Source organism: Mycobacterium sp. MOTT36Y (assembly GCF_000262165.1).
Taxonomy (GTDB): domain Bacteria; phylum Actinomycetota; class Actinomycetes; order Mycobacteriales; family Mycobacteriaceae; genus Mycobacterium; species Mycobacterium intracellulare.
Window position 1 is genome coordinate 1,755,452 of the sequence record NC_017904.1, and the last position, 25,675, is coordinate 1,781,126.

Sequence of the window (25,675 nt, forward strand, 5' to 3'; positions counted from 1 at the left end):
ACGGCGGAGTCGCGGTCTCCGGCGCGCCGCGGGGTCGATCGCCGCCTTGGCGGCGATCAGCATTTCCGCGCTCATAAACCCATCGACTGCGCGGGCTGATGAATCCGTCACCTATGAAGTCGTGTCCGACGTGATTACCGTGGCAAACATCGAATACGAGGATTCGTCAGGGCGGGTGGCGATACCGAACGTGCCGCTGCCCTGGCGAATTGAAGCGACGATAGCCTCGGTAAAAGCTCCGCCACCGAGTGGAAGCCAGGTTCGCGCAGATTGGCGTCCGACCGCGGGCCCGTCCAAATGGGTAAGTGCGCGCATCTTTTACCAGGGCAAGCTCCTGTGCCAGAACACTCTCGATGTCGGTGATGCCGCTTGCTACGGCATTACGCCACGTATTACGTAGGCAGCGATGAGACCCACCCTTATCGCCTTAGTAGCCAGAGCAGATTTCCATCGTTTCGCTAAGCGGGCCGTGAGAGGTGGTCGGGAGAATTGGTGATCAGGTCAAAGCCAAGAACTGTTCGACGCGGACGCGGACTCGCTCGAGGGATCAGAGGTGGCCTCTTCCGCACTGCGGCCGCTGTCGGGGTAGGCATGCTGGCTCTCGGCGGTCCCGGGGTGGCGCAGGCCGATCCGGCACCGGGCGCCGGGCCTGACCCTTTTCCGGATATCCGGTTCTACGACGAGGTCAACGCTGAAGACTTCGCATCTCCGGGCGGAGTGTTTTTCTTGTCCCCGACAGGACAGACGTGTGGGATCTGGCGCCGGGGCAGCTTCGGCTGTGCCGGTGATATTCCCGGCACCGGTCCGGGAATCGGCCATATCGGCTGGATCGAGGGAGACCGGGCAGTGCACTATGACTGGTCGGTAGCGGCGCGGTTTCCCGGCAACCAAGCCGACAAACCGTTGCCGCCGCACGCCCGCATCGACCACGAGGGAACGAGCTGCGCGGCAACTGGTGACAACAGAACCTACTGTGAGCGCGGGCCAATGAGATTCGTCATCGAACCCACCAAGACCTGGCTGTCGGCGCCGTGGATAGACCTGGCCTGGGTCCAGCTCGGGCCGGCATCGTGTGCGCCACCCGGCGGCGGCCCGTGCTACTCGTAGTGACGAAGTCGCAAAGCTAGAACGCGAAATCGCGACTGCTCACGGGCTCTGCTGCCGGCGCGCCGATGCTGGCGCTTGCCCTTGCCGGGATGGCCTCTGTTACGGGATCGTGTAGCCGCCGCTGACCGAGATGAGTTGGCCGGTGACCTGCCGCGCCGCCGTCGGCGAACAGAACCACGCCACTGCCTTCGCGACGTCCTCGGCGCTGGTCAAGCGGCGAAGCGGAGTGCCCTTGATCATGTAGTCGATTTGATCCTGGTTGAAGACCTCATCCTGGCCGACGGGGACCACAGGCTCGATTCGCCGATCGCCTCCGGGCCCTCGGGAATCACCAGGCCCGGGCAGATGACATTGGACCTGATCCCATGGCGGCCGTGTTTGCGCGCCACGGTGCGGGCCAGGGCGACCATCGCTGCTTTCGACGCACCGTAAACGCCTTGACGTATCTGACCGAATGCAGCGTCGCTGGCGATAAACGCGATCGCGCCGCTGCCGGCCTCCTTCACCGGGCCGATCGCGGCCTGCGTGGCCGCGATCGCGGTGAACAGGTTGACTTCGATGGTGCGTTCCCACTTTTCGCGGTCGGTGTCGGTCGCGATGAAACCGGGCACACTCCAACCGGCATTGTTGACCAAGACGTCGATGCCGCCCCAACTATCGACCGAGACGCCAATTGCGGCCTCGGCTTGGTCGGGAGCCGTAAGATCACCTATCGCGACTTCGACCTCGGCGGCGCCCCCATCTTGCGCTTCGCGGCGAACCCGGTCCGCCTGAGCTTTATCGATATCGCTGATCACGATTCGAGCACCCTCCGAGGCGAACACATGCACGATGCCGCGTCCGATGTTCGAAGCGCCGCCGGTCACTACCACGCGGGCAGCTTTCAGTCCAAGGTCCATTCCAAGCTCCTCATTGGGGCGGCTGTTGTGACCGCCGTCATCTTAGTTTAATGTGGATTAGAAATAGGGGTAACTGGATTCGATAGAGAGAGGTCACGATGGCTGAGTCGTTGATCGACCAGTGCGCTCGCGCTACCACTGGCGATGGCAGCGGCTCCGGCCGTCCGGCGCTACGACCGGGAATGGGGCTGGACGCCCACAGGGCGATAGCCGACAAGGGCGTCGGGTGAGGGGTACCGCTGATTTGGCCGAATTGACCGTTACCGTAACGCAGTTCACCGGAGGACCCAAGCGATGACGCTGGTGAGACGCGATGTCGTCGATGGAATAGCGTGGGTCACGCTCAATCGACCGGAGAAGCTCAATGCGATCAGCGTCGGCCTGAACGAGGAATTGTCGCAGACCATCCTGGAGGTAAGTGACAACCCCGACGTCACTGTTGCCGTCATCCGGGGCGCCAACGGAAACTTCTGCGCGGGAGGCGATTTCGAGGAAGTAGAGCGCCTGCGGTCGAAGGGACCTGATGCGCTGCGGGAACTTTTTGTGGGGTTTCGGCGTGCGTGTGAAGCCATTGCCCGCGTCGAGGTTCCGGTCATCGCGGCGGTCGAGGGTGTCGCAATGGCCGGCGGTTTCGAGCTGATGCAAGCCGCAGACATTGCGCTGGTCAGCGACGACGCCAAAATCGCTGACAACCACATCAAGTTCGGGATGGTTCCCGGCGGCGGTAGCAGTCAGCGGCTGGCCCGGCTGGTGGGGCGTCAGCAGGCACTGGGACTGCTGCTCTCCGGCGATCGACTTTCCGGCGCCGAGGCGGTGCGCCACGGTTTGGCATATCGAAGTTTTCCGCAAGCCGGTTTCGACGAGGGCGTGAGACGGTTCGTCACCGCGTTGGCCGAGCGGCGCCGAGAGGCTGTCACGTCGATCAAGCGCCTCGTCTACGCCGGAGTCGAGGTGGCATCACCCCGCGGATTGGATGACGAAATCGACACGGTGGTCAACCACATCTGCGAGGGTGCCGGACAGAACGGGGCGGCCGCATTCAGACAGCGAGGAGTCAAACGATGAGCGTCAAAGAAACCGTGGCGCCGGTCGCCCTCGATGTCGCGGACGGCGTTGCCAGGCTGCGTCTGAACCGGCCGAAGGCGTCCAACGGGATGAATGTCGAGTTCCTCAAGGCCCTGCACGAGAAGGTGCTGGCGTGTCATGCGGATCCCGCGGTACGCGTGGTGTTGCTCACCGGCGAGGGGCGCAATTTCTGCGCCGGCGGCGATATTCACACCTTCGAGTCCAAGGGTGCAGATCTCCCCGATTATCTGCGCGAGGCCACGGCATGGCTGCAACTGGCCACTGCCGCGCTGATCCAGCTTCGAGCCCCGGTGGTGACGGCCGTCCAGGGCTTCGCTGCCGGGGGAGGCGGACTGGGATTGGTGTGCGCTTCCGACATCGTCATCTCGGCGCGATCAGCAAAATTCTTCTCCGGCGCGGTCCGGGTCGGCATGGCACCAGATGGTGGCTCATCAGTGACGCTGGCGCAATTGGTTGGTCTGCGGCAGGCGTTGCGGATCCTGCTGACCAATCCCACCCTGACAGCCGACGAGGCGCTTGATATCGGGTTGATCACCGAGGTCGTCGACGATGACGAATTGCTCAATCGCGCAGAGGAATTGGCGGCCGAGCTGGCGACGCTGCCGAACCGCGCCCTGTCGGCCACCAAGCGCTTGGTATGGAGCGGACTGGGGTCGTCGGTCGAAGAACGCTTGGCCGAAGAGGCGCGCACGGTTTCCGAACTCTCCGGAACCGCCGACGCACTCGAGGGCCTGCGGGCTGTCATCGAACGCCGCAAGCCGAAATTCACCGGACAATGAACGCCGATTGTGTAGTCACCGAAGACCGCGGTGCGGTGCGGATCATCACCTTGAACCGGCCAGACAAGCGCAACGCCATCGATCTTCGGGTCCGAATCGAGCTTGCCGGCGCGTTCGAGCGGGCCGACGCCGAAACCGCGATCCATGCAATCCTGCTCACAGGTGCGGGCCCGGCATTCTGCTCGGGTGGCGACATCACATCAATGCAACGTATGGAACCCGAGCCGGCGTTGGAACGGGCTCAGCTGGCACAGCAGGTGATTCGCGCGATTTGGAGAACCCCAAAGCCCGTCGTCGCCGCTTTGGAAGGCTCCGCCTACGGTGCGGGCGTCGCGCTCGCGGCCGCGTGCGACCGTGTGGTCGCCGCCCGAAACGTACGCTTTGCGACGACTTTCACCAATGTGGGCCTGGCGGGGGACATGGGCACCTTCGTCTCGCTGCCGGCCCGTGTCGGCGTGGCCCGCGCCCGACAGATGCTGATGATGCCGACGCCGTTTGACGCGATCGAGGCATTGAGCATGGGTCTCGTCGATGCGCTCGCCGAGCCGGGATCTGCGTTACAAGCCGGATTAATCGACGCTGAGCGACTCGCCGCCGGTCCCACGCACGCATACGGCGTAATCAAATCGCTACTCGCACGGGGGCCTTCGATGGACCCGTTCGACGTCTTGGATCGCGAGGCTCAGCACCAGGCACAATTGTTCGGCACCGACGACTTCGCCGAGGGGATAGACGCTTTCCGCACCAAGCGACGACCGGAATTCGGAGCGCCGGCGCGGTGAGCGCGAAACTAGCCGGGCGCCTTGACTGGTCGTACCTGGACGCCGACACCGGAACGGAGTTGGTGGACCACACCGTCGGTGGCCTGCTGACCAAACGTGCCCATACCCACCACGATGTGGAGGCCTTGGTCGGCCCGCGTCATGGCGATGGGGCGCAGCTGCGATTCACGTACGGAGAGCTGCTGGATGAGGCCTCCCGGGTAGCGACCGCGCTGTCCCGGTTGACGCAGCCCGGTGATTATGTCGCGTTGTGGGCGCCGAATGTGGTGGAGTGGCCGGTAATTCAGTATGGCGCGGCCCTTGCCGGCGTGGTCCTTGTCGCGCTCAACCCTGCGATGCGTGCCAGCGAACTGCGCTACGCGCTGCAGCATTCTGGTGCCTCGGTGCTGATCCATGCTGACCGCAGCCGCGACTACGACTGTGCCTCCGTCGTAGCCGAGATCGCCCAGTCGCTCCCGGCCTTGCGCACCATCAGCTTGTCGTCCCGACCGCAGTGGCGAGCTGACGCTGTCGACGGCGCGGTGATCGCCGCGGCTCCAACCGACCCTGATGAAGCAGTCATGCTGCAGTACACCTCGGGCACCACCGGCACGACGAAAGGAGTACTGCTGCGCCACCGTTCGCTGATCAACGTCGCGAAGCTGACCGTCCAGTATGCGGGCATCCCCGCCGGCGCGGTAACCGTGAACCCGCTGCCGATGTTTCACACCGCCGCCTGCGTGATCAGCACGCTGGGTCCGATGTGGATCGGCGGTACCGAGGTGCTGATCGGCCGGTTCGAGCCCACCGCGGTGCTGGAGACCCTGCGTCGCACACAGGCGTCGGTGCTGTTCTTCGTACCCACGATTCTGTCCAGTCTCGTCGCAGCGCAGCGCACCTCCACCAATCCTCCACCCCGCCTTTCCATCTGCCTCGGCGGGGCGTCCGCCGTATCGGCGGAGCTCATCGAGGCGACCGAACGCACTTTCGGCGCGGCGGTGGTGACCGTCTTTGGTCAGACCGAGCTGGCGTCGGTTCTCACTGCAACGCGGCCCGACGACGCCCGTGCCGATCAGCTCCATACCGTGGGTCGCGCACTGCCGCAGGTTGATTGCAAGGTCGTCGACCCGGCCACAGGTGTGGTATTACCGGTCGGGCAGCCAGGCGAGATCTGCGCGCGCGGCTACCAGCAGATGATCGGATACCTGCACGATCCTGAGGCCACAGCTGCGACGGTTGATACGGACGGCTTTGTGCACACCGGCGATATCGGTGCCATGGACGAGCGTGGCTACCTGACCATCACCGGCCGGCTCAAAGAGCTGATCATCCGCGGTGGCGAGAACATCGCCCCAGCAGAAATCGAGGCATGTCTGTCCACGCATGACGCGAACGCTCGGGTGTGCGTCTTCGGTCTTCCCGATGACCGCTTGGGCGAAGTTGTGGGCGCGGTGATCGAGACCCACGATCCGTTGCCGACAGATCTCGTTGATCGGTTGCATGCGCATGCGCGCAAACACTTGACACCGCATAAGGTTCCGCAACGTTGGTTCTTCACTGAAGACCTTCCCAGAACGTCCACCGGCAAGGTGCGCAAGTTCGCCTTACCCGACCTCATCGCAAACGGTAGCGTGCGCGAGATCTCCCGAGAGGAGCCCCAAGAATGACTTCGTTGATCGAGTCAGCCTCCGCGACCGGCAGTCGCTACGACCAGTTGATCAAACGCGACAAGGTGCATGGATCGCTCTATACCGACCCCACCATCTTTGCCGAGGAGCTACGCAAGGTTTGGTATCGGTCCTGGGTTTTCGTCGGTCACGAGAGCGAAGTATCCCAGGCGGGCGACTATGTGCGTAAGCGCCTCGGATTGCAAGACGTCATCATGACCCGCGACCGCGACGGGCAGCTGCACCTACTGCTCAATCGTTGCGCGCACCGAGGCAATCAGGTCTGCGACGACGCAAAGGGCAACTCGTCGACCTTCCGTTGTCCGTATCACGGATGGACCTACCGCAACGACGGTGAACTCGTAGGGTTCCCGTTCTTCAAGGGCTACGGCGAACGCACGCTGGACTTGCCAATGGGCAGGGTGCCGCGAATGGATACCTACCGCGGGTTCGTGTTCGGCAGCTTCGCCGCCGACGGCCCCAGCCTTATCGAGCACCTCGGCGCAGCCGCCGGTGAGATAGACCGGCTAGTCAGGCTCTCGCCGGAGGGTGAAGTCCAGCTCACCGCCGGCTGGTTGCAGCATCAGACCCGTGCCAACTGGAAATTGTTGGCGGAGAACGAAACCGACGGTTACCACCCCCAGTTCGTGCACGGCTCGATCTTCGGCGTCACCGGTAGCCCGATCGGTGCTCTGTACAGCGAATCGTCGACCGCGGTGACCCGAGACCTGGGAAACGGTCATAGCGAAAACGACTTGCGGCCGGAGTTCCGCAAGTTCGCCCAGCCATTGCGGTGGTTCGGCACCAGCGAGGACCGGGTGCCCAACTATGTCGCGGCGATCCGCAAGCGATACGGCGATGAGGCAGATGAAATCCTCATCGAAGGTGGGCCGCACGTGATGATCTTCCCCAACCTGTTCATCGCGGAGATCCAGGTATTCAACATCCAACCGGTGTCGGTGGGTGAGTGCATCCAGTACTCCACGGCTGTGCAACTGGCCGGCGCGCCGGAGATGAACAAGCGCATGGTGTCGCAGTGCATGGGTTCGGTGGGGCCAGCCGGAATGCTGCTGGCCGACGACACCGAGATGTATGAGCGTAACCAACTGGGCCTCGAGAACCTGACGCCAGAATGGCTCGACGTTCGTCGTGGACTCAGTCGCGAAAGCGTCGACGAGAACGGCTTCACTATCGGCGGAGCCACCGATGAGACTGGGATGCGCGGTTTCTGGTCGCATTACAAGATGCTGATGGAGACTGAATCGTGACGAGCACACGCGATGACGCCGCCACCGTAGGGCGACTGCCTGAGGGCTTCGACCGCTGGGAGGTCGAGCAATTCCTGTACCGGGAAGCGCGCTATGCAGACGAGTCCGACTACGACGCCTGGGAGGCGTTGTGGACCGATGACGCGCTCTACTGGGTTCCGGTCGCCTCGACCGACGATCCGCTGCGCGCGATGTCGGTGATCTACGACAACCGCAGTCGCATCGCGACTCGCCTCAAGCAGGTTCGCACCGGCAAGCGTTACGCCCAGGCGCCGCCGTCGAATCTTCGTCGTCTGCTGTCCAACATCGAAATCCTCGGTACTCAACCAAATCCCAGCGGCGGAGTCGACTTGGAGGTGGGCGCTAACTTCATGGTGCTGGAATCGCGGGCTCGCGGCAATCACCTGTGGGGCGGCCGCGTCACGTACCGGGTGCGTCGCCTGGACGGGGAGTTACGACTGGTGTACAAGAAGGTGGATCTGGTGGATAAAGACCGGCCGATTCCTACCCTCGGATTTCTGATCTGAGTCCTTGATGACGATTGAATTCGGCGACGGCGGTGCCGTGAGCGCGGCCGGTGTGGGTCCGGTTATCGGCAGTGAGTTCGCCCAAGTGTCAGTAAATTTCGATACCAGAGGTAATTCTCCGCGGCTGAGGTTGGAGGACCTTCGATCTGGTCGCGTGCGTTACCTTGATGCGTTGGAATTGGAGACCATCGTCTGGCTGCCTGAGGATCGATTGACCGCCCTGATGAATCCCTCGTCCGATCGTTGGCGGGGCGACGCGTGAGGCGCGCGGCGATAGTCAGCCCGCTGCGCACGGCCGTCGGCGGCTTCGGCGGCACTCTACGGCCGTTGCGCGCCGAGGACCTCGCTGCGCGAGTGATCGACGCGGTCGTCGAGCACAGCGCCGTCGATCCGGCCGCCATCGAGGACGTCATATTCGCGCAGTCCTACGCGAATTCCGAGGCGCCGTGCATCGGACGGTGGGCCGCACTGCATGCCGATCTTCCGATCAGTGTCCCCGGTCTGCAGATCGACCGGCGCTGCGGTGGGGGACTGCAGGCGGTTGTCACCGCGGCGATGACAGTGCAGACCGGCGCCGCCGACGTCGTGCTGGCCGGCGGCGTCGAGTCGATGAGCAACATCGAGCACTACACCACGACGGCGAGGTGGGGATCCCGTTCGGGCAACCAGACTCTCTACGACCGCCTCGACCGCGGACGCGAATTATCGCAGCCCCCCGCGCGATTCGGCTCGATCAGCGGCATGATCGAGACGGCCGAGAACCTGGCCACCGATTACGGCATCGACCGCGAAGCCGCCGACAGCTACGCCGCGCGCAGCCATCAACGCGCCGCGGCGGCCCAGCGGTCAGGCCTGTTCGACGAGGAGATCGTCGCGGTGCACGTGCCGCAGCGTAAAGGCGAGGCGCTGATTTTCGACCGTGACGAGGGCGTCCGTCCAGACACCACATTGGACACGCTGAGCCGCCTGCGCACAGTAATGCCCGACGGCACCGTTACCGCGGGCAACTCGAGCCAGCAGAACGATGCCGCGGCAGCCTGCCTGGTGGTGGCCGAAGATCGGCTAGACGATCTCGGCCTGGAACCGCTCGGTTATTTCGAGGGCTGGGCCGCCGTCGGTTGTGAGCCGTCACGGATGGGCATCGGCCCGGTCGGTGCAGTGGAAAAGCTTTTCAGTCGAACAGGATTGAACTTCGATGACCTGGATCTGATCGAGCTGAACGAAGCGTTCGCAGTGCAGGTTTTGGCGGTGCTGGCCGGATGGGGCGTCAAGCTCGACGACGTCGAGGACCGGCTGAACGTCAATGGCTCGGGCATTTCGCTGGGACACCCCATCGGCGCCACCGGGGTCCGCATACTCACCACGATGTTGCACGAGTTGCGCAGGCGCGGGGGCGGTTTGGCATTGGAGACCATGTGTATCGGTGGCGGGCAGGGTATTGCCGCGATATTCCGTGGAGCGTCGTCATGACCGGCGACCAGGGTGCGCGACGAGTCGAGGTGAAGGTTGTGTGCCGATGAAGGGTCTGGTCGGCTACGCGGCATACCTGCCCCGCTACCGATTGGCCGGCAACGACATCGGGTTACGTCGGGGAGACCGGGTAGTCGGTGGGTTCGACGAGGACAGCACGACGATGGCGGTGGCGGCCGCAGCGGCGATACCCGGCGTACAGAACACCACTGCGCTGTATTTCGCGACGAGCACACCGGCTTACGCCGACAAGACCAACGCCACCGCGATCCACGCCGCGCTCGGTCTGGCGGAGGACAGCCTGGCCGTCGACTTCTGCGGGACGGGCCGAAGCGGGTTCGCGGCAGTCTTGGCCGCCGCGGGCACCGGCGGCCTCGCGGTGAGCGCCGACATACGGGTGGGGCGGCCCGGGTCGGCGGACGAGAAGCTTGGCGGCGACGGGGCGGCAGCATTGCTTTTCGGAGACAGCGATGAGGCTCTCGCCGAGGTCGTCGCTAGCACATCGCTGACAGCGGAATTCCTGGATCGTTGGCGCGCGGTTACTTCGGTGACTGGCGAGCAATGGGAGGAGCGGTTCGGTGCCGAGCGTTACGCGGCGCTCATCCGCGCCGCGGTCGAACGCGTTGTGAAAGTTGCCGGTGTAGCCGACGTTGACCACGTGGTGCTCGCTTGCCCGAATAGTGCGATCGTCAAGCGAGCGGCGACCTTGGTCAAAGGGGAGAAGTCGGTGGTCACCTCGCCCATAGGCTTCTCGGGTGCCTGTGATGCCGCACTGGCACTGTGCAGCGTGCTCGATACCGCCGATGCGGGGGACACCATCCTGGTGTTGTGGGCAGTCGATGGCTGTGACGCGATGTTGTTGCGGGCGACGACCGCGCTGCCGGGCGCCCGTCAACCACGGCCGGTCACCCGGCAACGGGCCGACGGCCTGCCCGTCGCGCACTTGACGTACCTGTCGTGGCGCGGGTTGGTCGAGATGGAACCCCCGCGCCGTCCGGAGCCGGACCGGCCCTCGGGCCCGGCGGCGCAGCGGTCTGCGCCGTGGAAGTTCGGTCTCAGCGGATCGTGCTGCGAGGCTTGTGGATTCGTTCATCTCCCACCGGGCCGCGTCTGTAAGAGTTGCGGTGCGACCGACCAGATGGGCGTGATGCCCGTTGCGGCCATGCGAGGGGCCGTCGTTACCTACACCGTCGACTACCTGGCGTACTCACCGTCGCCGCCCGTCGTGCAGGCCGTGGTAGACGTGTCCGGTGGCGGCCGATTCGCCTGCCAAGTTGCCGATGCCGAGCCGGAACGCATCCAGGTCGGCTCAACGGTGGGATTCACCTTCCGGCGCCTGTTCACCGCAGGCGACGTGCACAACTATTTCTGGAAAGCCCGATTGGACGGGAGCGGCGATGGCTAGCAGGGGAATAGCGGGCAAGGTCGCAGTCGTGGCGATGGGCTGCTCGCGATTCGGCGAACGGTGGGCCGATTCTGCCGACGACTTGCTACTCGAGGCCTACAGCGAGTGCATGACGTCGGTTCCGGGCTTGAGCGCAAATGATATTGACGCCTACTGGCTGGGCACCTTGAGCTCGGGGATGTCGGGCCTGACTCTGAGCCGACCACTGGGAACCGGCGACAAACCGGTGACTCGGGTGGAGAACATGTGCGCCAGCGGATCGGAGGCTTTCCGCAACGCCTGTTACGCGGTCGCCAGTGGTGCCTACGACGTGGCCATGGCGGTCGGGGTGGAGAAGCTCAAGGATTCCGGCTTCTCCGGGTTGTTACGTCAAGATCCGCCCAGCGATGGCACCGCGCCCGAACTGTCGATGACGGCACCTGCGGCTTTCTCGCTACTGGATCCGGCCTACTGCGCGAAGTACGGCACCCACGCTGACGAGATGCGTGCGGCGATGACTCACGTTGCCTGGAAGAACCACACCAACGGCGCCCGTAACCCCAAGGCGCAGTTCCGTTCTGCCGTCGCCAGGGAAACCATCGTCAGGGCGCCGAAGGTGGCCGGACGGCTCGGGGTTTTCGACTGCTCTGGGGTGTCCGACGGTGCCGCCTGCGCAGTAATCGTGCCGGCCGAACGCGCTCATGAATACACCGAAACGCCGATGTATGTTCTCGGACTCTCACTGGTGGCCGGCTCGGGCCGCGGCGCGATGGATCCCGGCTACGACTACACCAGTTTCCCCGAGGTTGTGCGCTCGGCCCAGGACGCCTACCGGCAGGCGGGCATAGTGGATCCGCGGACCGCATTCTCTCTGGCCGAGGTCCACGACTGCTTCACTCCCACGGAGATCGTGTTGATGGAAGATCTCGGATTCGCCGACGCCGGTCAGGCGTGCAAGGACGTGCTGGCGGGTGACTTCGACGCTGATGGCCGGTTGCCGATCAACCCCGACGGTGGCCTGAAGTCATTCGGCCATCCCGTCGGCGCCAGCGGGCTGCGGATGCTGTACGAGGCGTGGCTGCAGTTCCGCGGAGAGGCGGGCCAGCGACAACTGCGCGATCCGCACACCGCGCTTACCCACAACCTGGGCGGGCGTCCGGGCAGTTGTGTCTCTTTTGTTTCGGTAGTAGGCGCGACTCAAGGAATCTAGAGCGCGACGCTGTGTTGGGCGTGTCTTTCGGCTCCGCGAGTACAGGCTGAATCAGAGCAGCTCGTCGGCGGCCGTGCGAACGATGGTTTCGGCTTCGGTGGCCGGCACTCCGAGCGCCGCGAGGACATGCTGGGCAAATGCCCGGTCGGCGTCTGGACCGTGCCGTCCGTCGAGGACCTCGCGAATCAGAGCGAAGGCGCCGCCGATCACGGCAGTCAGTACCACCTCGATGTCGGCGACGACGAAGCGGTCGCTCGCGATACCGCGTTCGACGGCGACCCGAGCATGGGGGTGGACCGCTTCGCCGAACAGGGCCTCCGAATGGCTGATGTTCACGATCAGCCGGGCGAAGTCAGGTTCGTCGTAGGCGAGTCGGATCACCCTGAGGTTGGCCAGCGCCACCACGATCGCTGGATCGGTGTCCGCGTTGATGTCGCTGATCGTTGCCAACGCGAGTTTGGACAGGCTCTCGGTGATCACCGCCTCCAGCAGCTCTTCTTTGGAGGAGAAGTAGTTGTAGAAGCCGCCCAAGGCGATATCTGCTTCCTCGGTGATGTCCTGAATACGCACGCGAGCAACGCCTTTCGCTGCGATCAGCGAGCGAGCGGCATCCATCAGCGACTGCCGCGTGCGGAGTCGCTGACGCTCGACGCGGGTCAGCGTCTTGCTTTCGGGAGCAGAGGCCACGCCCGAATTCATACGCGCTGAATGCGGATTCATGCTTGAAATCCTATTCACTTTCATGTTAGCTTCGATGGGTGGCGCCGTGAACTGGCTCACATGAGTAGGAAGATTCCGATGGTTTCTCCGCTGCCCTAGGCGATCCCGAAGCCGCCGATCTTTCTGGCGATGCCCAGGGCGGCGAGGCAATGGTGAACACCTTGGTGTCCGGCGTGGCGGCGTCGGGAGCACGGTCGCGCGTGCTTCGGGCTGGTAATCGCTGGCCCACCCGCCGGCTGCTGTCTGCCGTCAAACCATTTGATGCATAGGAGCTTTCATGCCGATACACACTCATCCAGCCGCAACCGACCTGCTGTTACCGCTGCCTGCAGCAGGGGAGGAGTGGGATCCACACCTCATCCATACGCATTACTTCGGCTTCTCGGTTCCCGAGGCGGCGATCGGCGTATTCCTCTACGTCCGCTACCAGCCGGCGTTCCCGTTGTCACAGGGCGGCGTCTGCATCTTTCAGGGCACCGACAACATCGAATACACCGACATGGCTTTCCTGGACTACGAGATAACGATGCCGTGGCCCACAGTGTCGGGAAACACGATCACCACTGACAATGGGCTGACGATCGACTTCATCGAGCCCGGAAAGACCGCGCGGCTTACCTACGACAGCGGTGATGGAGCCGCCGCGATCGATGTCATCGCCGAGGCGGTGACCCCGCTTCTGGCGCGAGGGCATGTGATGCCGGGGGAAGAAGATCACCACGAAGCATCCCGGATAGCCGGCGGTACTGAGCAATTCATGCATGTGACCGGCGAACTACGACTGCGGGGCGAGGTTCACGCGGTCAACTGCTATGCACCCAGAGATCGATCGTGGAGCCAGATCCGGGTGGAACGCCGCGGCGCAGTCCCGGTTCCGCCGGTCGGTTGGTCACCGATGTACTTCGGTCCGGATTTGATCTTCAACCAGATCAGCTTTGAACCGCTGGACACCGATCCCGCATGGGCCGGGCTCTACGAGGTCGGCGACCGCGCGTCGCACCACTTCGCCTGGATTCAGCGCGGCGACGAAAGCCGGTCGATCAAGTGGGTACGCCGCAACGTCCTCGAATACCACCAGCGAACGTACCTGCCGATGCGTCAGGAGATCACTACAGAGGACGAGCTTGGCGAGGTGTACCGGTTTCAGGGCGAGGCGATCGCCTGCGCGTCGCTGCCGGCGTGGCCTAACACGTCTTTTCACGACAGCGTCTATCGCTGGACCGACGAACACGGCCGAATGACATACGCGACGTACCAAGAACTGTGGTTTCACGAGTACCAGCAACTGATGAAGCGCCGTGCGCTGGCCGCGTGGCAGTCGTAATGGGAGGGCAGGAAGTGTTTCATTCGAAGAGCAATGACTACGACGTCGTAGTGATCGGCGCCGGCCACAACGGGTTGACGGCCGCGGCCTACCTCGCCCGGGCCGGACTTCGGGTGGTCGTGCTGGAAGCCTCGCCCACGCCTGGCGGCATGCTGGGTACGAACGCCATCTTCGACAGTGCACCACAACATCTGATCAACGAAGGCGGTATCCAGGCTTCGTTGTTCCGCTCGAGCACTGTCGAGGCCGATCTGGGCCTGCAACGCCACGGCCTGCGGCAGGTCATCGCCGATCCGTTCCACGTGCACCTCGATCCTGACGGACCATCGCTGGCTTTCTGGAAGGACCCGGCGCGTACGGCTGACGAGCTGAAGTACTTCTCACGCAAAGACGCTCGCGCCTATCTCGAGTTCGCCCAACAGCTCGACGCGGCAATGGATCTCGCGCTGCCATTTATGAACGGACACCCCACCCACCCATCAGGTAAAGCGATCCTCAATGCGATACCCGTGGCGATGCGTCGGCGCAAGGATCTGCTTCCTCTGATCAGCTTCCTGACCCGGTCGCATGCCGAGATCATCACCGAGCGTTTCGACACTCCGCTATTGCGCGCCGCACTGGCGTCGATGCCGCCGTTTTGCTGGATGACGCAGGATGGCACCGGTTGGGCGTTGATCTATATCGCAATGTGCATGCGTACCAACTCGTCTCGGATGGTCGGAGGTTCGGGCGCGTTGCCGGGGGCCATTCAGCGTTCGTTGGAGGCGTATGGCGGCAAGGTACGGCTGTCCGCACGCGTGGAAGAGTTGTTGCTCGACCGCGGTCAGATCAGCGGTGTTCGACTGGAAAGCGGCGAGGTAGTGCGGGCGCCTTATGTGTTGGCGTCGTGCAGCCCGAAACTCACGCTGTGCGAGCTTTTGCCGCGCGGGGTTCTCGACGACACCATGCAACGACGCGCGGACGCCATCCCGGTCGATGTGGTCGAGGCCGCGACGCTCAAGATCGACGTCGCACTCGACGGTCAGTTGTCCCTGCCGCGCCACCAGGCTTGGCGAGATGACGGCTTGGATCTGCGCGAACCGATCTGCGCCTGGCAGACATTCGAAGAGCATATCCGGGCGTGGGAGGACACCATTGCCGGCCGCTGGCCGGACCCGATCTGCGGCATCGGGATCATTCCGACAGCCCTGGATCCCAGCCAGGCCCCGGCCGGCAAGGACACGTTCTGGTACTGGTCCGGCATCACGCCGGCGCATCCCGACGAGCCGTGGGAGGACGTCCGGGACAAGATAGGTGACCGCGCATTGGGCGCAGCGGCCGACTTCTACAAAGGGCTGGACTCGATGGTCATCGAGCGACGGGTGTTCAACATTCCGGACCTGGCGACGCGCTTCAATGTGCAGGGCGGCAACGTGTATCACGTCGACCCGGCCGGGATGCGGTTCGGACCATTACGGCCCGCAACGGGTTTCGGCAGTTACGACACGCCAGTTCCGGGGTTGTTCCTCAGCGGCGCCGGGACGCATCCCACGGGCGGTATCAGCGCCATTCCCGGTCAGCAATCGGCCAAATGGCTACTGAAAAAGATGAAGCGGTCCAACGGCTTGGTCGGTCGCGCCAGGCAGCGACTCTCGAACTCTCGTTGAGGAGATCTCATGGCACTGAAGAACGTGATCGACACCGATGTCGCAGCCGCCAAGCTGGCTTCCTGGCTGTCCTCGAAAATACCTGAGGCCCAGCAGATCACGATCGCCGACTTGCAGGTGCCCGGTGCCGGCGGGTTGTCGAACGAAACGGTGCTGTTCACCGCGTGCTGGCAGCAGGACGGTGCGGCAGTAACGAGAGGCATGGTCGCCCGGGTGCAGCCCGACGGCCCCGGCGTGTTCCCGGATTACGACCTGCACAAGGAGTGGGCCGTCATCAAGGCATTGGGCAAACACACGAAGGTACCGGTCCCCGAGGCCTACTTCTACGAAGAAGATCCGTCCATTCTCGGTTCGCCGTTCCTGGTGATGGAGCGCATCGACGGACGCATCCCGGCTGACGACCCACCGTTTACGGCGGCCGGGTGGGTGCTCGACCTGACGCCTGAGCAGCGACGTCGGATGTGGCATAACGGCATCGACACGATGGCCGCCATTCACGGTGTCGACTGGCGCGGGGCCGGGTTGGGGTTCCTGGATGCACCCGAGAACCACAGCGGTCTCGACGCCGGCCTGGCTTATTGGCGGAAGATATTCGACTGGGCGGCCGAGGGCGAGCCGAACCCGACGATCGAAGCCGCCCTTGCATGGCTCGACGAGAACCGGCCTGAGTCCGATACAGAGAAGGTGCTCAATTGGGGCGATGCACGGGTCGGCAACATCATCTTCTCCGACAGCCTGGCGGCCGCGGCGGTGCTCGACTGGGAGATGGTCGTCCTGGCCAGCCGTGAGCAAGAAATTGGCTGGTGGCTGTTCCTCCAGCGCCATCACACCGAGGGTGTGGGCCTGCCGCTGCCTGAGGGCATTCCCGATCACGCCGAAACGGTCGAGTACTACGAGCAAATCACAGGTCACCGGCTGCAAAACCTGGATTATTACGAGGTCTTGGCCGGAACCCGGTTGGCGATCTTGATGGTTCGGGCAGCGCACCTGATGATCGGTGCCGGACTTCTGCCGCCGGATGCCACGATGGCGCTGAGCAATCCGGCTACCCAACTGGTCGCGAAGCTGCTCGGTTTGACCGCTCCAGACGCGGTCAGCATCAGCTTCATCGGCAATCGTGGCCAGTGAGGCGACGCGATCGCGGGCGTCATGCACCAGCCCGAAGTTTTTCTATTTAAGATAAAAATCCTGCTGTCACGTCGACGCAGCGAAGCTATGCTGGCCCCGGCGGACACGCTTGAGCGGTTTGCTCGCGCGCCGAGCGAACCGGCGATGAGCAAGTGTCGAAACGGGAGGGGTTGGCGTGGGTATCGGTATTTCGGTTACGGGGCTGACGAAGTCGTTCGGCGCTCAGCGAATTTGGGAAGACGTGACGATGGACATTCCGGAGGGCGAGGTCAGCGTGCTGCTGGGCCCGTCGGGTACCGGTAAGTCGGTGTTCTTGAAGTCGTTGATCGGTCTGCTGCGCCCGGAGCACGGCTCGATCGTGGTCGACGGCACCGACATCACCGAGTGTTCGCCCAAGGAGCTCTACGACATCCGCACTATGTTCGGCGTGCTGTTCCAGGACGGCGCTTTGTTCGGGTCGATGAACCTGTATGACAACACCGCGTTCCCATTGCGCGAGCACACCAAGAAGAACGAAGGCGAGATCCGTGACGTGGTCATGGAGAAGCTGGAACTCGTCGGTCTGGGCGGGGATGAGAAGAAGTTCCCCGGTGAGATCTCCGGTGGTATGCGTAAGCGCGCCGGCCTGGCCCGCTCGCTGGTGTTGGACCCGCAGATCATTCTGTGTGACGAGCCCGACTCGGGTCTGGATCCGGTCCGTACCGCTTACCTGTCGCAGTTGCTGATCGACATCAACGCCCAGATCGACGCGACCATCTTGATCGTGACGCACAACATCAACATCGCGCGCACGGTGCCCGACAATATGGGCATGCTGTTCCGTCGCAAGCTGGTCATGTTCGGGCCTCGCGAAGTGCTGCTGACCAGCGACGAGCCCGTGGTACGGCAGTTCCTCAACGGTCGTCGTATCGGGCCGATCGGCATGTCCGAGGAAAAGGACGAGGCCACCATGGCCGAGGAGCAGGCCCAAATGGAGGCCGGTCACCACGACGGTGGTGTCGAGGAGATAGAGGGCGTGCCCCCACAGATCACCTGCACTCCGGGCATGCCCGAGCGCAAAGCTGTGTCCCGTCGTCAGGCCCGGGTTCGGGAGAACCTGCACCTGCTGCCCAAGGATGCCCAGGAGGCCATCCTCGAATCGTTCGCGAAAGCCGGCAAGCACGCCGCAGCTGAAAACTACGACAGTTACGCCGACCAGCACGACGAGGTCGATACCGCATCGATGCCGATCCTGCGAGGGTCCTGATTCCGGCCGCAAGGGTGGATGTCGGGTTGGTGACGAGGAGCAGCGCCTTACCATAAGTCGACTTATGGTAAGGTCCCTGTGACGGGGGTCATAGACCGTGCTGAGCATACTTCGTGGCACGAAACCTGACTCGGCGACAATTTGAATCTTAATTAAAATAAACTGAGATTAAGGAGACGCGAAACAATGGGGTTCAAGGACTCGGCGGAGGTCACAAAATACATCGGCGGGATTTTCGAGACGGCCTTCCAGGATGAAGAAATCGGGCCGAAGCTGGTTGCCACCGGACTCGTGGTGGCGTTCGACTTCACCGATCCCGAGGCGCTTGTGGTCATCGACATGGCGAACAAATCCGTGCGCGAAGGACTCGAGGGCGGGGCGCCGCCGAACGCCACGATGTCCATGACGGCTGAGACCGGCAACGGGTACTGGCAGGGCAAGGTCAACCTGCCACTGGCAATGGCCAAGAAGAAGATCAAAGTCGACGGCAACGTCGCGAGCCTGCTCAAGCTGGCCCCGCTCGGAAAGAAGCTGTATCCGAGCTACATCGAGCGGCTCAAGAACGACGGTCGCGACGACCTGCTCGTCTAGGCCGATGTTCCCCGGTACACACGCGCAGTCTGCCCCGGACCGACCGGCTGTGATCATGGCTGAGTCGGGCCGGACACTGACGTACGGCGTACTCGACGACCATTCGGCCCGACTCGCGTCGGCGTTGCACGGAATGGGCCTACGCAGAGGCGACGTCATTGCGCTGGTCTCGGACAACGCGGCCGAGGCGTTCGAGATCTATTGGGCCGCATTACGTTCTGGCCTGTACATCACCGCTGTCAATTGGCACTTGGCTCCAGAGGAAGCGGCGTACATCCTGCATGACAGCGGCGCGAGCGTCGTGTTCGCCTCGGCCGGGGTCCAGGAATTGGCCAATCACCTGCGTGATCGGGGTTCAGGGGTACGACATTGGTACTCCTTCGGCGATGCGATCGCCGGCTATCTGCCCTACGACGACCTACTGGCCAGCGCCAACCCGACGATCACGGACCAGCCGCGCGGTTCGGAGATGTTGTATTCATCGGGAACCACCGGACGGCCCAAAGGCATTAGGCCGCATCTTCTTCCGATCCAGGTCGACGAGCCCGGGGATCCGCTGGTGGGGCTGCTGGCCCAGGCCTTCAAGATCACCAGCGATGACGTATACCTTTCGCCCGCACCGATTTACCACACCGCCCCGCTGAAGTGGTGTGGCGGCGTTCAGGCATTGGGCGGCACCGTAATTCTGATGGAGCGGTTCAACGCCGAACAGGCACTGGCCGCGATCGAGAAGTATCGAGTGACAGTCAGTCAGATGGTCCCGACGATGTTCGTCCGCATGCTGCAGTTGCCAGAGGAAGTTCGTAACCGCTACGACCTCTCGTCACTGAGGCTGGCCGTGCACGCGGCAGCGCCCTGTCCGCCAGACGTCAAAGACGCCATGATCGACTGGTGGGGCCCTGTGCTGGTCGAATACTATGGCGCGACAGAGCAACACGGCACCACCGTGATCACCGCCGCGGAGTGGAAAGACAAGCGTGGATCGGTGGGCAAATCCGCGCTGGGTGTCCTGCACATCTGCGACGAGGAGGGCCGTGAGTTGCCCCCGGGTGAGGTCGGGGCCGTCTACTTCGAGCGCGACGTGGCGCCCTTCGAGTATCACAACGATCCGGAAAAGACCGCTTCGTCGAGGCATCCGGCCCACGAGAACTGGACCACTGTCGGCGACATCGGTTACGTCGACGACGACGGCTACCTGTTTCTGACCGATCGGAAGGCATTCGTGATCATCTCCGGCGGAGTGAACATCTATCCGCAGGAGATCGAGAACGTCTTGACGCTGCACCCGAAGGTCTTCGATGTCGCGGTCATCGGCGTGCCCGATGCGGAGATGGGGGAACAGGTCAAAGCCGTCGTCCAATTACGCACTGAGGCAACGCCATCTCCTGAATTGGCAGACGAGATCATCGCCTACGTCCGGGAGCGTATCGCGCATTTCAAAGCACCCCGCTCCGTCGACTTCGTCGACGAGCTGCCCAGGACAGCCACCGGAAAGCTCGCCAAGAGAAGTCTCAAAGACCGCTATATGGAGGCACCCGCATGACTACTGAGACACCAGCCAAAACCGACCGCCCGCCCTTCGACCCGGTAGACATCTCGTCACAAGCATTCTGGGCGCAAAGCTTCGACGAGCGCGAGAAGGCATTCAAGATCCTTCGCGACGAACGCCCGGTGAGCTGGCACCGGCCGATCGAAGGTTCCATGATGGAGCCAGAAATCGACGGTGTCTGGGTCGTGACCCGCCACGAGGACGTCAGCTACGTCAGCAAAAACCCTGAGATCTTCTGCTCCGGGCAGGGCATTACGTTCGAGGCCGTTCCCGAAGAGATGCTCGATGCAACGCAGTCCTTCCTGGGTATGGACGGGGCGAAGCATTCGAGCTTGCGACGGCTGGTGAGTTCAGTCTTCACGCCCCGCCAGGTCGCCAAGATCAAACAACAGATCGAGCACCAGGCGGAATCGATTGTCAGCGATCTGATCAAGGCGAAGGAAGGCGACTTCGTACAACAGGTGGCCAAACGCCTTCCGATGTGGACCATCTACGAGATGCTCGGACTGCCCGAGGACGAGCGCGACGAGGCGGCGCACCTGGCAGAGGGCATGGTGGCATGGGCCGATCCCGACGTCGCGGCCGGTCGTGAACCCGGCGAAGTGCTGACCGACTCCCTTGTCGGGCTGCTCAATATCGGGATCGGTCTCGCCGAGAAGCGCCGGGCGCATCCGCAGAATGACTTGATGACCTCCCTGGTCCAAGCGGAGGTCGATGGACGGCAGCTCACCGACGACGAACTAGGGCCTTACTTCGTCCTGCTCTCGGTGGCAGGCAACGACACCACGCGCACCACCACCACCTTCACCACAATTGCGTTGCAGGAATTTCCCGACCAGAAAGCCTTGCTGGAACAGGATTTCGACGGGCGGATCAAAGTCGCGATGGACGAGTTCGTCCGCTGGACGACCCCCGTCATGACGTTCCGGCGCACTGCCACTCAGGACACCGAGCTGCACGGCCAGCACATCCGCGAGGGCGACTGGGTGACGATGGTCTATTCCTCGGCCAACCGCGACGAGCGAGTGTTCAACAACCCCAACGTATTCGACATCACCCGCTCACCCAATCCGCATGTCGCATTCGGCGGAGGCGGCCCGCACTTCTGTATGGGCGCGTTCATGGCCAAGATGCAGCTGGAGTCGATGTTCCGCGAGCTGATCTTCCGGGCGCCGGGCCTGCGGGTCGGCGAGCCCGAGTATTTGACCGGAAACTTCATCACCGCAGTCAAATCCCTGCCCTACACGATCGACTAGGAGAGCTATGGCCGACTTTTCCGGGAAACGCTACGTCGTCACCGGCGCCGCATCAGGCATCGGACACGCGGTGGCAGAACGTTTGCTGTCCGCAGGAGCGGAGGTGCACTGCCTGGACCGCAACCAACCGACAGCGCCGGTGACCCGACACATCGAAGTCGATTTGGCGAACCCCCACAGCATCGACACGGCGGTGGAGCAACTCGACGGAGAATTCGACGGCTTGATGAACATCGCCGGTATACCGGGAACCGCGCCGGCCGACCTGGTGCTGGCCGTCAACAGCCTTGCGGTTCGTCACTTGACGGAGTCGCTCTTCGAACGACTGAAGCCGGGCGCCGCGATCACCATCGTGTCGTCGACGGCAGGGTTCGGCTGGCCGCAACGGCTCGACCTGATCCGGGATCTGTTGGCGACCGACACCTTTGAGGAGGGCGCGTCCTGGTTCAAGGCCAACCCGCAGCAGGGTAACGCCTACAATTTCTCGAAGGAAGTTTCCACCGTCTACACCATGTCGATGGGTTTGGCGGTGGCAGAGATGGGTTTTCGGATCAATGCGGTGTTGCCCGGACCGGTCGAGACTCCGATCTTGGTCGACTTCGAAGAATCGATGGGCAAAGACACGCTTGACGGATTGAAGAATCTGCTCGGGCGTCACGCCGATCCGGGCGACGTTGCCGACGTGGTGCTTTTTCTGGCCGGCGACGACGCTCGCTGGGTCAACGGTCAGGCTATCGCGGTCGATGGCGGAATCAGCGGAGCGGTCGCGAGTGGCGTAGTCCCCGCGCCCGAAATCTGATACCGCCCAAAGAAGAACCTATACCGCTCAGGAGAATGTGTGACTATCTCGGCACCGAAGATCACCGCTGGCGCCAATGTGCTCGCCGATCTTCGGAAAGTTTTCGACCGCGGTCGAACGCGGGGCTTGCAGTGGCGACTAGAACAGCTACGCGGCATCGAGCGGTTCGTCGAGGAGCGCGAGCCCGCGATCGCTGCGGCCTTGGCCGATGACCTTGGCCGCAGTCCTGCGGAGGCCTGGCTGGGCGATATCGCCTCGACCAAGGGCGAGGCCGTCTATGCGCGCAAGCACCTGAAGAAGTGGATGCGCCGGCGACGGGAATCGTTGCCGATGGCGCAGTTGCCTGGCCGGGCATGGGTGCAATACGACCCGTTGGGCGCTGTGCTGATCATCGGTCCGTGGAACTATCCGCTGTATCTGAGTCTGGCGCCGCTGGTCGCCGCGGTGGCGGCCGGCAACTGCGCCGTGATCAAGCCGTCCGAACTCGCGCCTGCCACATCGGCGTTGTTGGCGCGACAGCTCAGCCAGTACGTCGACCCCGAGGCCGTGCGTGTCGTGGAAGGTGACGCCGCGGTCACCCAAGACTTGCTGGCGGCGGGCTTCGACCACGCTCTTTTCACCGGCGGAACCGAAGTCGGCAAGAAGATCATGGCCGCGGCGGCACCAACGCTCACCCCGGTCACGCTGGAGCTGGGCGGCAAGAGCCCGGTGATTGTTACGGCCGATGCCGATATCGATGTCGCCGCCCGTCGCATCGCATGGGTCAAGCTGCTGAACTCCGGTCAGACGTGCATCGCGCCGGATTACGTGCTCGCCGATCACAGCATCGCCAACGAACTCGTCGGCAAGATCGTCCGCAACCTTCGCGACTTTCGTTCGGACGAAGGTGGTCTGGGGGTACCGATAGTCAACCAGCGTCAATTCGACCGGCTGGTCTCGCTGATCGGCAGCACCGAAGGCGAAGTGGCCGCCGGCGGCCATTGGGACAGCAGCACGCTGCGCATCGAACCGACCGTCATCGTTGATCCGTCACCCAGCGACCCGGTCATGGCCGACGAGATCTTCGGTCCGCTTCTGCCGATCATCACCTACAGGTCAGTCGACCAAGCAGTCGACTTCGTCAACGGCCGACCGAAACCATTGGCGCTATACGTTTTTGGCTCCGGACGCGCTAGCCGCGGCCTTGTTGATCGCATCCCATCCGGCGGCGCGGTGATCAATCACGTTGCTATGCATTGTCTGGTGCCGTCGCTGCCGTTTGGCGGTGTGGGCGCCAGCGGCATGGGCGCCTACCACGGTAGATGGGGCTTCGAAACGCTCAGCCACCGCCGCGCGGTGCTGTCCAAAACGGCGAAACCCGATCCGCGTCTGGTCTACCCGCCCTACAGCCGACTCGCCCTCAACATCATGCGGAGATTGTTCTGATGAAAGTCAAGGTTGACACCACCAAGTGTTCAGGAATCGGGTTGTGTGAGGTCACCGCACCGTCGGTGTTCGAGATCGGCGACGACGGCCAGGCGCACGCCATCAAATCCGAACCAGCGCAGGGCGAAAGGGCAGAAGTCGAAGAGGCGGTGAACAACTGTCCGACCGGCGCGCTGTCTATCGATGAATAGGGAGCATCTGCAATGACTTACGTCATCACCCAAAGTTGCTGCAAGGACGCCAGTTGCGTGCCGGTGTGCCCGGTGGACTGCATCAGGCCGGTGGGAGCGACGGGTGAAATCACCGGTACCGAGATGCTCTATATCGACCCGGTCACGTGCATCGACTGCGGCGCGTGCGTCGACGCGTGTCCCATCGACGCGATCTACTACGAGGAGGAGCTGCCGCCTGAGCTGGAGCGGTTCAAAGACATCAATTCCAGCTACTTCGAACACCATCCCTTGGCGATGGATTCGCAGCGAGCCGGTACTGATCATCCCGCCGTGGAGCGGGGCTCGTTACGGGTCGCGATCGTCGGGGCAGGACCGGCAGCCTGTTACGCCGCAGCGGAGCTGACCCGCGTCGCCGGCGTGGAAGTAAATATGTTCGATCGGCTTGCGACGCCGTTCGGTCTCGTGCGCACCGGAGTGGCGCCGGATCATCAGCACACCAAGGCGGTGGTCAAGCTCTTCGATCCCGCGTTCGCGAGCCCGCGCTTCGAGTGCCACTTCAACGTCGAGGTCGGTGAGACGATCACGCACGAAGATCTGCTGGCGCACCATCATGCCGTGATCTACGCGGTGGGGGCACCGAAGGGCCGCGACCTCGGGATCCCGGGGGAGAAGCTGCCCGGAAGTTATGCCGCCGCGGACTTCGTCGGCTGGTACAACGGGCACCCCGACCACCCTGACACCACGTTCGACCTGTCTGCAGAGCGGGCGGTGATCATCGGCAACGGCAATGTCGCACTGGACGTGGCCCGGATCTTGCTGATGGCGCCGGAGGATCTCGCGAAGACCGACATTGCACAGCATGCGTTGGATAAGTTGTCGGACAGCGCAATTGACGAAGTGGTCATCTTGGCGCGCCGAGGGCTAAGGGAGGCCGCCTTCTCGGTCGGCGAGTTTCTGGCGCTGGGCCATCTGCCGGGGGTCGATGTCATCGTTGACAGCGACGAACTGGACGCGCACGACGACGACGACGTCGAGACACGAATGAAGTTGGAGATCGCGCGCGAGTTCACTCAACGGCCGACGCAGCCGCAGAACAAGCGGATCGTGTTCCGTTTCATGGTCTCACCCGTGGAGGTGGGTGGCGAAGAGCATGCCGAGAGTCTTCGCGTGGTGCATGTAGGCGGGGAAAGCGAAGTGATCGAGAGCCGGTTGATCCTGCGTTCGATCGGACAGCGGGGTGTGCCGATCGACGGTGTGCCCTTCGACGACGCGAACGGCGTAGTATCCAACGAACACGGCAGAGTACTTCGCGAGGACGGCCAGCACGTCCCCGGCGTATATGTCACAGGATGGATCAAGCGTGGTCCGCGCGGCGTGATCGGGACCAATCGGAGCTGTGCCGAGCAGACGGTCCAAAAGCTCTGGGAGGACTACGATTCGGGCTTGCTGGATCGTGAGGTCGCAGACCGGGACGCCATGGCCGATCTGCTCGCGGAACGAGGAGCCGAGCCCGTCGACTGGCAGGGTTGGCGTGCCATCGACGCCGCCGAACGCGAACGGGGTCGCGAAACTTCGCGGCCACGCGTGAAATTCGTTGACATTGCCGAACTGCTCAGCGCCGCCAACTCGAGCGACGCGGCCTGCTAATTTCGCTTGCAGA

General features: G+C 63.3%; 24 protein-coding genes and 1 pseudogene. 23 read left to right on the forward strand and 2 right to left on the reverse strand.

Going from position 1 to position 25,675, the window contains the following annotated elements:
• Nucleotides 1–46 precede the first annotated feature (46 nt).
• Nucleotides 47–400 carry a hypothetical protein gene (locus W7S_RS26005; RefSeq protein WP_081490153.1) on the forward strand — a complete coding sequence of 118 codons (354 nt, stop codon included), beginning with the start codon at nt 47–49 and terminating at the stop codon, nt 398–400.
• Between the two features lie 191 nt (nt 401–591).
• Nucleotides 592–1,107 carry a hypothetical protein gene (locus W7S_RS08250; RefSeq protein ID WP_014711209.1) on the forward strand — a complete coding sequence of 172 codons (516 nt, stop codon included), beginning with the start codon at nt 592–594 and terminating at the stop codon, nt 1,105–1,107.
• Between the two features lie 99 nt (nt 1,108–1,206).
• Here W7S_RS08250 and W7S_RS08255 read toward each other — a convergent pair.
• A pseudogene (locus tag W7S_RS08255) lies at nt 1,207–2,006 on the reverse strand (SDR family NAD(P)-dependent oxidoreductase).
• Between the two features lie 294 nt (nt 2,007–2,300).
• Between W7S_RS08255 and W7S_RS08260 the strand changes: the two are divergent.
• The 10 genes from W7S_RS08260 to W7S_RS08305 are packed head-to-tail and all read left to right on the forward strand — an operon-like array spanning nt 2,301 to nt 12,158.
• A complete protein-coding gene (locus W7S_RS08260) occupies nt 2,301–3,071 on the forward strand; it encodes an enoyl-CoA hydratase/isomerase family protein (RefSeq protein ID WP_014711210.1) in 771 nt (256 codons plus the stop codon).
• On the forward strand, nt 3,068–3,871 hold the full coding sequence (locus W7S_RS08265) for an enoyl-CoA hydratase/isomerase family protein (RefSeq protein ID WP_014711211.1): 804 nt from the start codon (nt 3,068–3,070) through the stop codon (nt 3,869–3,871). The genes W7S_RS08260 and W7S_RS08265 overlap by 4 nt, the downstream gene beginning before the upstream one ends.
• Nucleotides 3,868–4,653, forward strand: a complete 786-nt coding sequence (locus tag W7S_RS08270; protein WP_014711212.1) for an enoyl-CoA hydratase/isomerase family protein — start codon at nt 3,868–3,870, stop codon at nt 4,651–4,653. Before W7S_RS08265 ends, W7S_RS08270 begins: the two co-directional genes overlap by 4 nt.
• The gene (locus tag W7S_RS08275; protein ID WP_014711213.1) at nt 4,650–6,299 is read left to right on the forward strand and encodes a class I adenylate-forming enzyme family protein; all 1,650 of its coding nucleotides are present in this window, start codon (nt 4,650–4,652) and stop codon (nt 6,297–6,299) included. Before W7S_RS08270 ends, W7S_RS08275 begins: the two co-directional genes overlap by 4 nt.
• A complete protein-coding gene (locus W7S_RS08280) occupies nt 6,296–7,567 on the forward strand; it encodes a Rieske 2Fe-2S domain-containing protein (protein WP_014711214.1) in 1,272 nt (423 codons plus the stop codon). The genes W7S_RS08275 and W7S_RS08280 overlap by 4 nt, the downstream gene beginning before the upstream one ends.
• Nucleotides 7,564–8,094 (forward strand): aromatic-ring-hydroxylating dioxygenase subunit beta, encoded by a 531-nt coding sequence (locus W7S_RS08285; protein ID WP_014711215.1) that lies wholly within the window; start codon nt 7,564–7,566, stop codon nt 8,092–8,094. Before W7S_RS08280 ends, W7S_RS08285 begins: the two co-directional genes overlap by 4 nt.
• A 7-nt stretch (nt 8,095–8,101) precedes the next feature.
• Nucleotides 8,102–8,356, forward strand: a complete 255-nt coding sequence (locus W7S_RS08290) for a hypothetical protein (protein WP_041297803.1) — start codon at nt 8,102–8,104, stop codon at nt 8,354–8,356.
• Entirely contained in the window at nt 8,353–9,564 is a 1,212-nt protein-coding gene (locus W7S_RS08295; RefSeq protein ID WP_041297804.1) for an acetyl-CoA C-acetyltransferase, read from the forward strand. The genes W7S_RS08290 and W7S_RS08295 overlap by 4 nt, the downstream gene beginning before the upstream one ends.
• Nucleotides 9,565–9,610: 46 nt before the next feature.
• Nucleotides 9,611–10,969, forward strand: coding sequence for an OB-fold domain-containing protein (locus tag W7S_RS08300; RefSeq protein WP_014711217.1), 1,359 nt, complete (start codon nt 9,611–9,613; stop codon nt 10,967–10,969).
• On the forward strand, nt 10,962–12,158 hold the full coding sequence (locus W7S_RS08305) for an acetyl-CoA acetyltransferase (protein WP_041297805.1): 1,197 nt from the start codon (nt 10,962–10,964) through the stop codon (nt 12,156–12,158). The genes W7S_RS08300 and W7S_RS08305 overlap by 8 nt, the downstream gene beginning before the upstream one ends.
• Nucleotides 12,159–12,209: 51 nt before the next feature.
• On the opposite strand, the gene W7S_RS08310 is transcribed toward W7S_RS08305, so the two are convergent.
• Entirely contained in the window at nt 12,210–12,857 is a 648-nt protein-coding gene (locus W7S_RS08310; RefSeq protein WP_014711219.1) for a TetR/AcrR family transcriptional regulator, read from the reverse strand.
• A gap of 298 nt (nt 12,858–13,155) precedes the next feature.
• On the opposite strand from W7S_RS08310, the gene W7S_RS08315 reads away from it, so the two are divergent.
• The 11 genes from W7S_RS08315 to W7S_RS08365 all read left to right on the forward strand — a co-directional run bounded on the left by W7S_RS08315 (nt 13,156) and on the right by W7S_RS08365 (nt 25,662).
• Nucleotides 13,156–14,202 (forward strand): DUF4124 domain-containing protein, encoded by a 1,047-nt coding sequence (locus W7S_RS08315; protein ID WP_014711220.1) that lies wholly within the window; start codon nt 13,156–13,158, stop codon nt 14,200–14,202.
• Nucleotides 14,202–15,848, forward strand: a complete 1,647-nt coding sequence (locus W7S_RS08320; protein WP_014711221.1) for an NAD(P)/FAD-dependent oxidoreductase — start codon at nt 14,202–14,204, stop codon at nt 15,846–15,848. The genes W7S_RS08315 and W7S_RS08320 overlap by 1 nt, the downstream gene beginning before the upstream one ends.
• 9 nt (nt 15,849–15,857) lie before the next feature.
• Nucleotides 15,858–16,976, forward strand: coding sequence for a phosphotransferase family protein (locus W7S_RS08325; protein ID WP_014711222.1), 1,119 nt, complete (start codon nt 15,858–15,860; stop codon nt 16,974–16,976).
• A gap of 175 nt (nt 16,977–17,151) precedes the next feature.
• Nucleotides 17,152–18,222 (forward strand): ABC transporter ATP-binding protein, encoded by a 1,071-nt coding sequence (locus W7S_RS08330; protein WP_014711223.1) that lies wholly within the window; start codon nt 17,152–17,154, stop codon nt 18,220–18,222.
• A gap of 186 nt (nt 18,223–18,408) precedes the next feature.
• A complete protein-coding gene (locus W7S_RS08335; RefSeq protein WP_014711224.1) occupies nt 18,409–18,813 on the forward strand; it encodes an SCP2 sterol-binding domain-containing protein in 405 nt (134 codons plus the stop codon).
• 4 nt (nt 18,814–18,817) lie between these two features.
• Nucleotides 18,818–20,356, forward strand: a complete 1,539-nt coding sequence (locus W7S_RS08340; RefSeq protein ID WP_081490081.1) for an acyl-CoA synthetase — start codon at nt 18,818–18,820, stop codon at nt 20,354–20,356.
• Nucleotides 20,353–21,618, forward strand: coding sequence for a cytochrome P450 (locus W7S_RS08345; protein WP_014711226.1), 1,266 nt, complete (start codon nt 20,353–20,355; stop codon nt 21,616–21,618). The genes W7S_RS08340 and W7S_RS08345 overlap by 4 nt, the downstream gene beginning before the upstream one ends.
• Before the next feature lie 7 nt (nt 21,619–21,625).
• Nucleotides 21,626–22,417: a coniferyl-alcohol dehydrogenase gene (locus W7S_RS08350; RefSeq protein ID WP_014711227.1), complete on the forward strand. Its 792-nt coding sequence runs from the start codon at nt 21,626–21,628 to the stop codon at nt 22,415–22,417.
• A gap of 39 nt (nt 22,418–22,456) precedes the next feature.
• On the forward strand, nt 22,457–23,842 hold the full coding sequence (locus W7S_RS08355; protein ID WP_014711228.1) for an aldehyde dehydrogenase family protein: 1,386 nt from the start codon (nt 22,457–22,459) through the stop codon (nt 23,840–23,842).
• Nucleotides 23,842–24,033, forward strand: coding sequence for a ferredoxin (locus W7S_RS08360; protein WP_007170544.1), 192 nt, complete (start codon nt 23,842–23,844; stop codon nt 24,031–24,033). The genes W7S_RS08355 and W7S_RS08360 overlap by 1 nt, the downstream gene beginning before the upstream one ends.
• Nucleotides 24,034–24,045: 12 nt before the next feature.
• Nucleotides 24,046–25,662: an FAD-dependent oxidoreductase gene (locus W7S_RS08365; RefSeq protein WP_014711229.1), complete on the forward strand. Its 1,617-nt coding sequence runs from the start codon at nt 24,046–24,048 to the stop codon at nt 25,660–25,662.
• The last annotated feature ends 13 nt before the right edge of the window (nt 25,663–25,675 follow it).

Bases quoted from the DNA above. Each gene is read 5' to 3' on its own strand.
- W7S_RS08250 (WP_014711209.1), top strand. From the start codon at position 592: ATGCTGGCTCTCGGCGGTCCCGGGGTGGCGCAGGCCGATCCGGCACCG.
- W7S_RS08260 (WP_014711210.1), top strand. From the start codon at position 2,301: ATGACGCTGGTGAGACGCGATGTCGTCGATGGAATAGCGTGGGTCACG.
- W7S_RS08265 (WP_014711211.1), top strand. From the start codon at position 3,068: ATGAGCGTCAAAGAAACCGTGGCGCCGGTCGCCCTCGATGTCGCGGAC.
- W7S_RS08270 (WP_014711212.1), top strand. From the start codon at position 3,868: ATGAACGCCGATTGTGTAGTCACCGAAGACCGCGGTGCGGTGCGGATC.
- W7S_RS08280 (WP_014711214.1), top strand. From the start codon at position 6,296: ATGACTTCGTTGATCGAGTCAGCCTCCGCGACCGGCAGTCGCTACGAC.
- W7S_RS08290 (WP_041297803.1), top strand. From the start codon at position 8,102: ATGACGATTGAATTCGGCGACGGCGGTGCCGTGAGCGCGGCCGGTGTG.
- W7S_RS08300 (WP_014711217.1), top strand. From the start codon at position 9,611: ATGAAGGGTCTGGTCGGCTACGCGGCATACCTGCCCCGCTACCGATTG.
- W7S_RS08305 (WP_041297805.1), top strand. From the start codon at position 10,962: ATGGCTAGCAGGGGAATAGCGGGCAAGGTCGCAGTCGTGGCGATGGGC.
- W7S_RS08310 (WP_014711219.1), bottom strand. From the start codon at position 12,857: ATGAATTCGGGCGTGGCCTCTGCTCCCGAAAGCAAGACGCTGACCCGC.
- W7S_RS08315 (WP_014711220.1), top strand. From the start codon at position 13,156: ATGCCGATACACACTCATCCAGCCGCAACCGACCTGCTGTTACCGCTG.
- W7S_RS08320 (WP_014711221.1), top strand. From the start codon at position 14,202: ATGGGAGGGCAGGAAGTGTTTCATTCGAAGAGCAATGACTACGACGTC.
- W7S_RS08325 (WP_014711222.1), top strand. From the start codon at position 15,858: ATGGCACTGAAGAACGTGATCGACACCGATGTCGCAGCCGCCAAGCTG.
- W7S_RS08335 (WP_014711224.1), top strand. From the start codon at position 18,409: ATGGGGTTCAAGGACTCGGCGGAGGTCACAAAATACATCGGCGGGATT.
- W7S_RS08340 (WP_081490081.1), top strand. From the start codon at position 18,818: ATGTTCCCCGGTACACACGCGCAGTCTGCCCCGGACCGACCGGCTGTG.
- W7S_RS08345 (WP_014711226.1), top strand. From the start codon at position 20,353: ATGACTACTGAGACACCAGCCAAAACCGACCGCCCGCCCTTCGACCCG.
- W7S_RS08350 (WP_014711227.1), top strand. From the start codon at position 21,626: ATGGCCGACTTTTCCGGGAAACGCTACGTCGTCACCGGCGCCGCATCA.
- W7S_RS08360 (WP_007170544.1), top strand. From the start codon at position 23,842: ATGAAAGTCAAGGTTGACACCACCAAGTGTTCAGGAATCGGGTTGTGT.
- W7S_RS08365 (WP_014711229.1), top strand. From the start codon at position 24,046: ATGACTTACGTCATCACCCAAAGTTGCTGCAAGGACGCCAGTTGCGTG.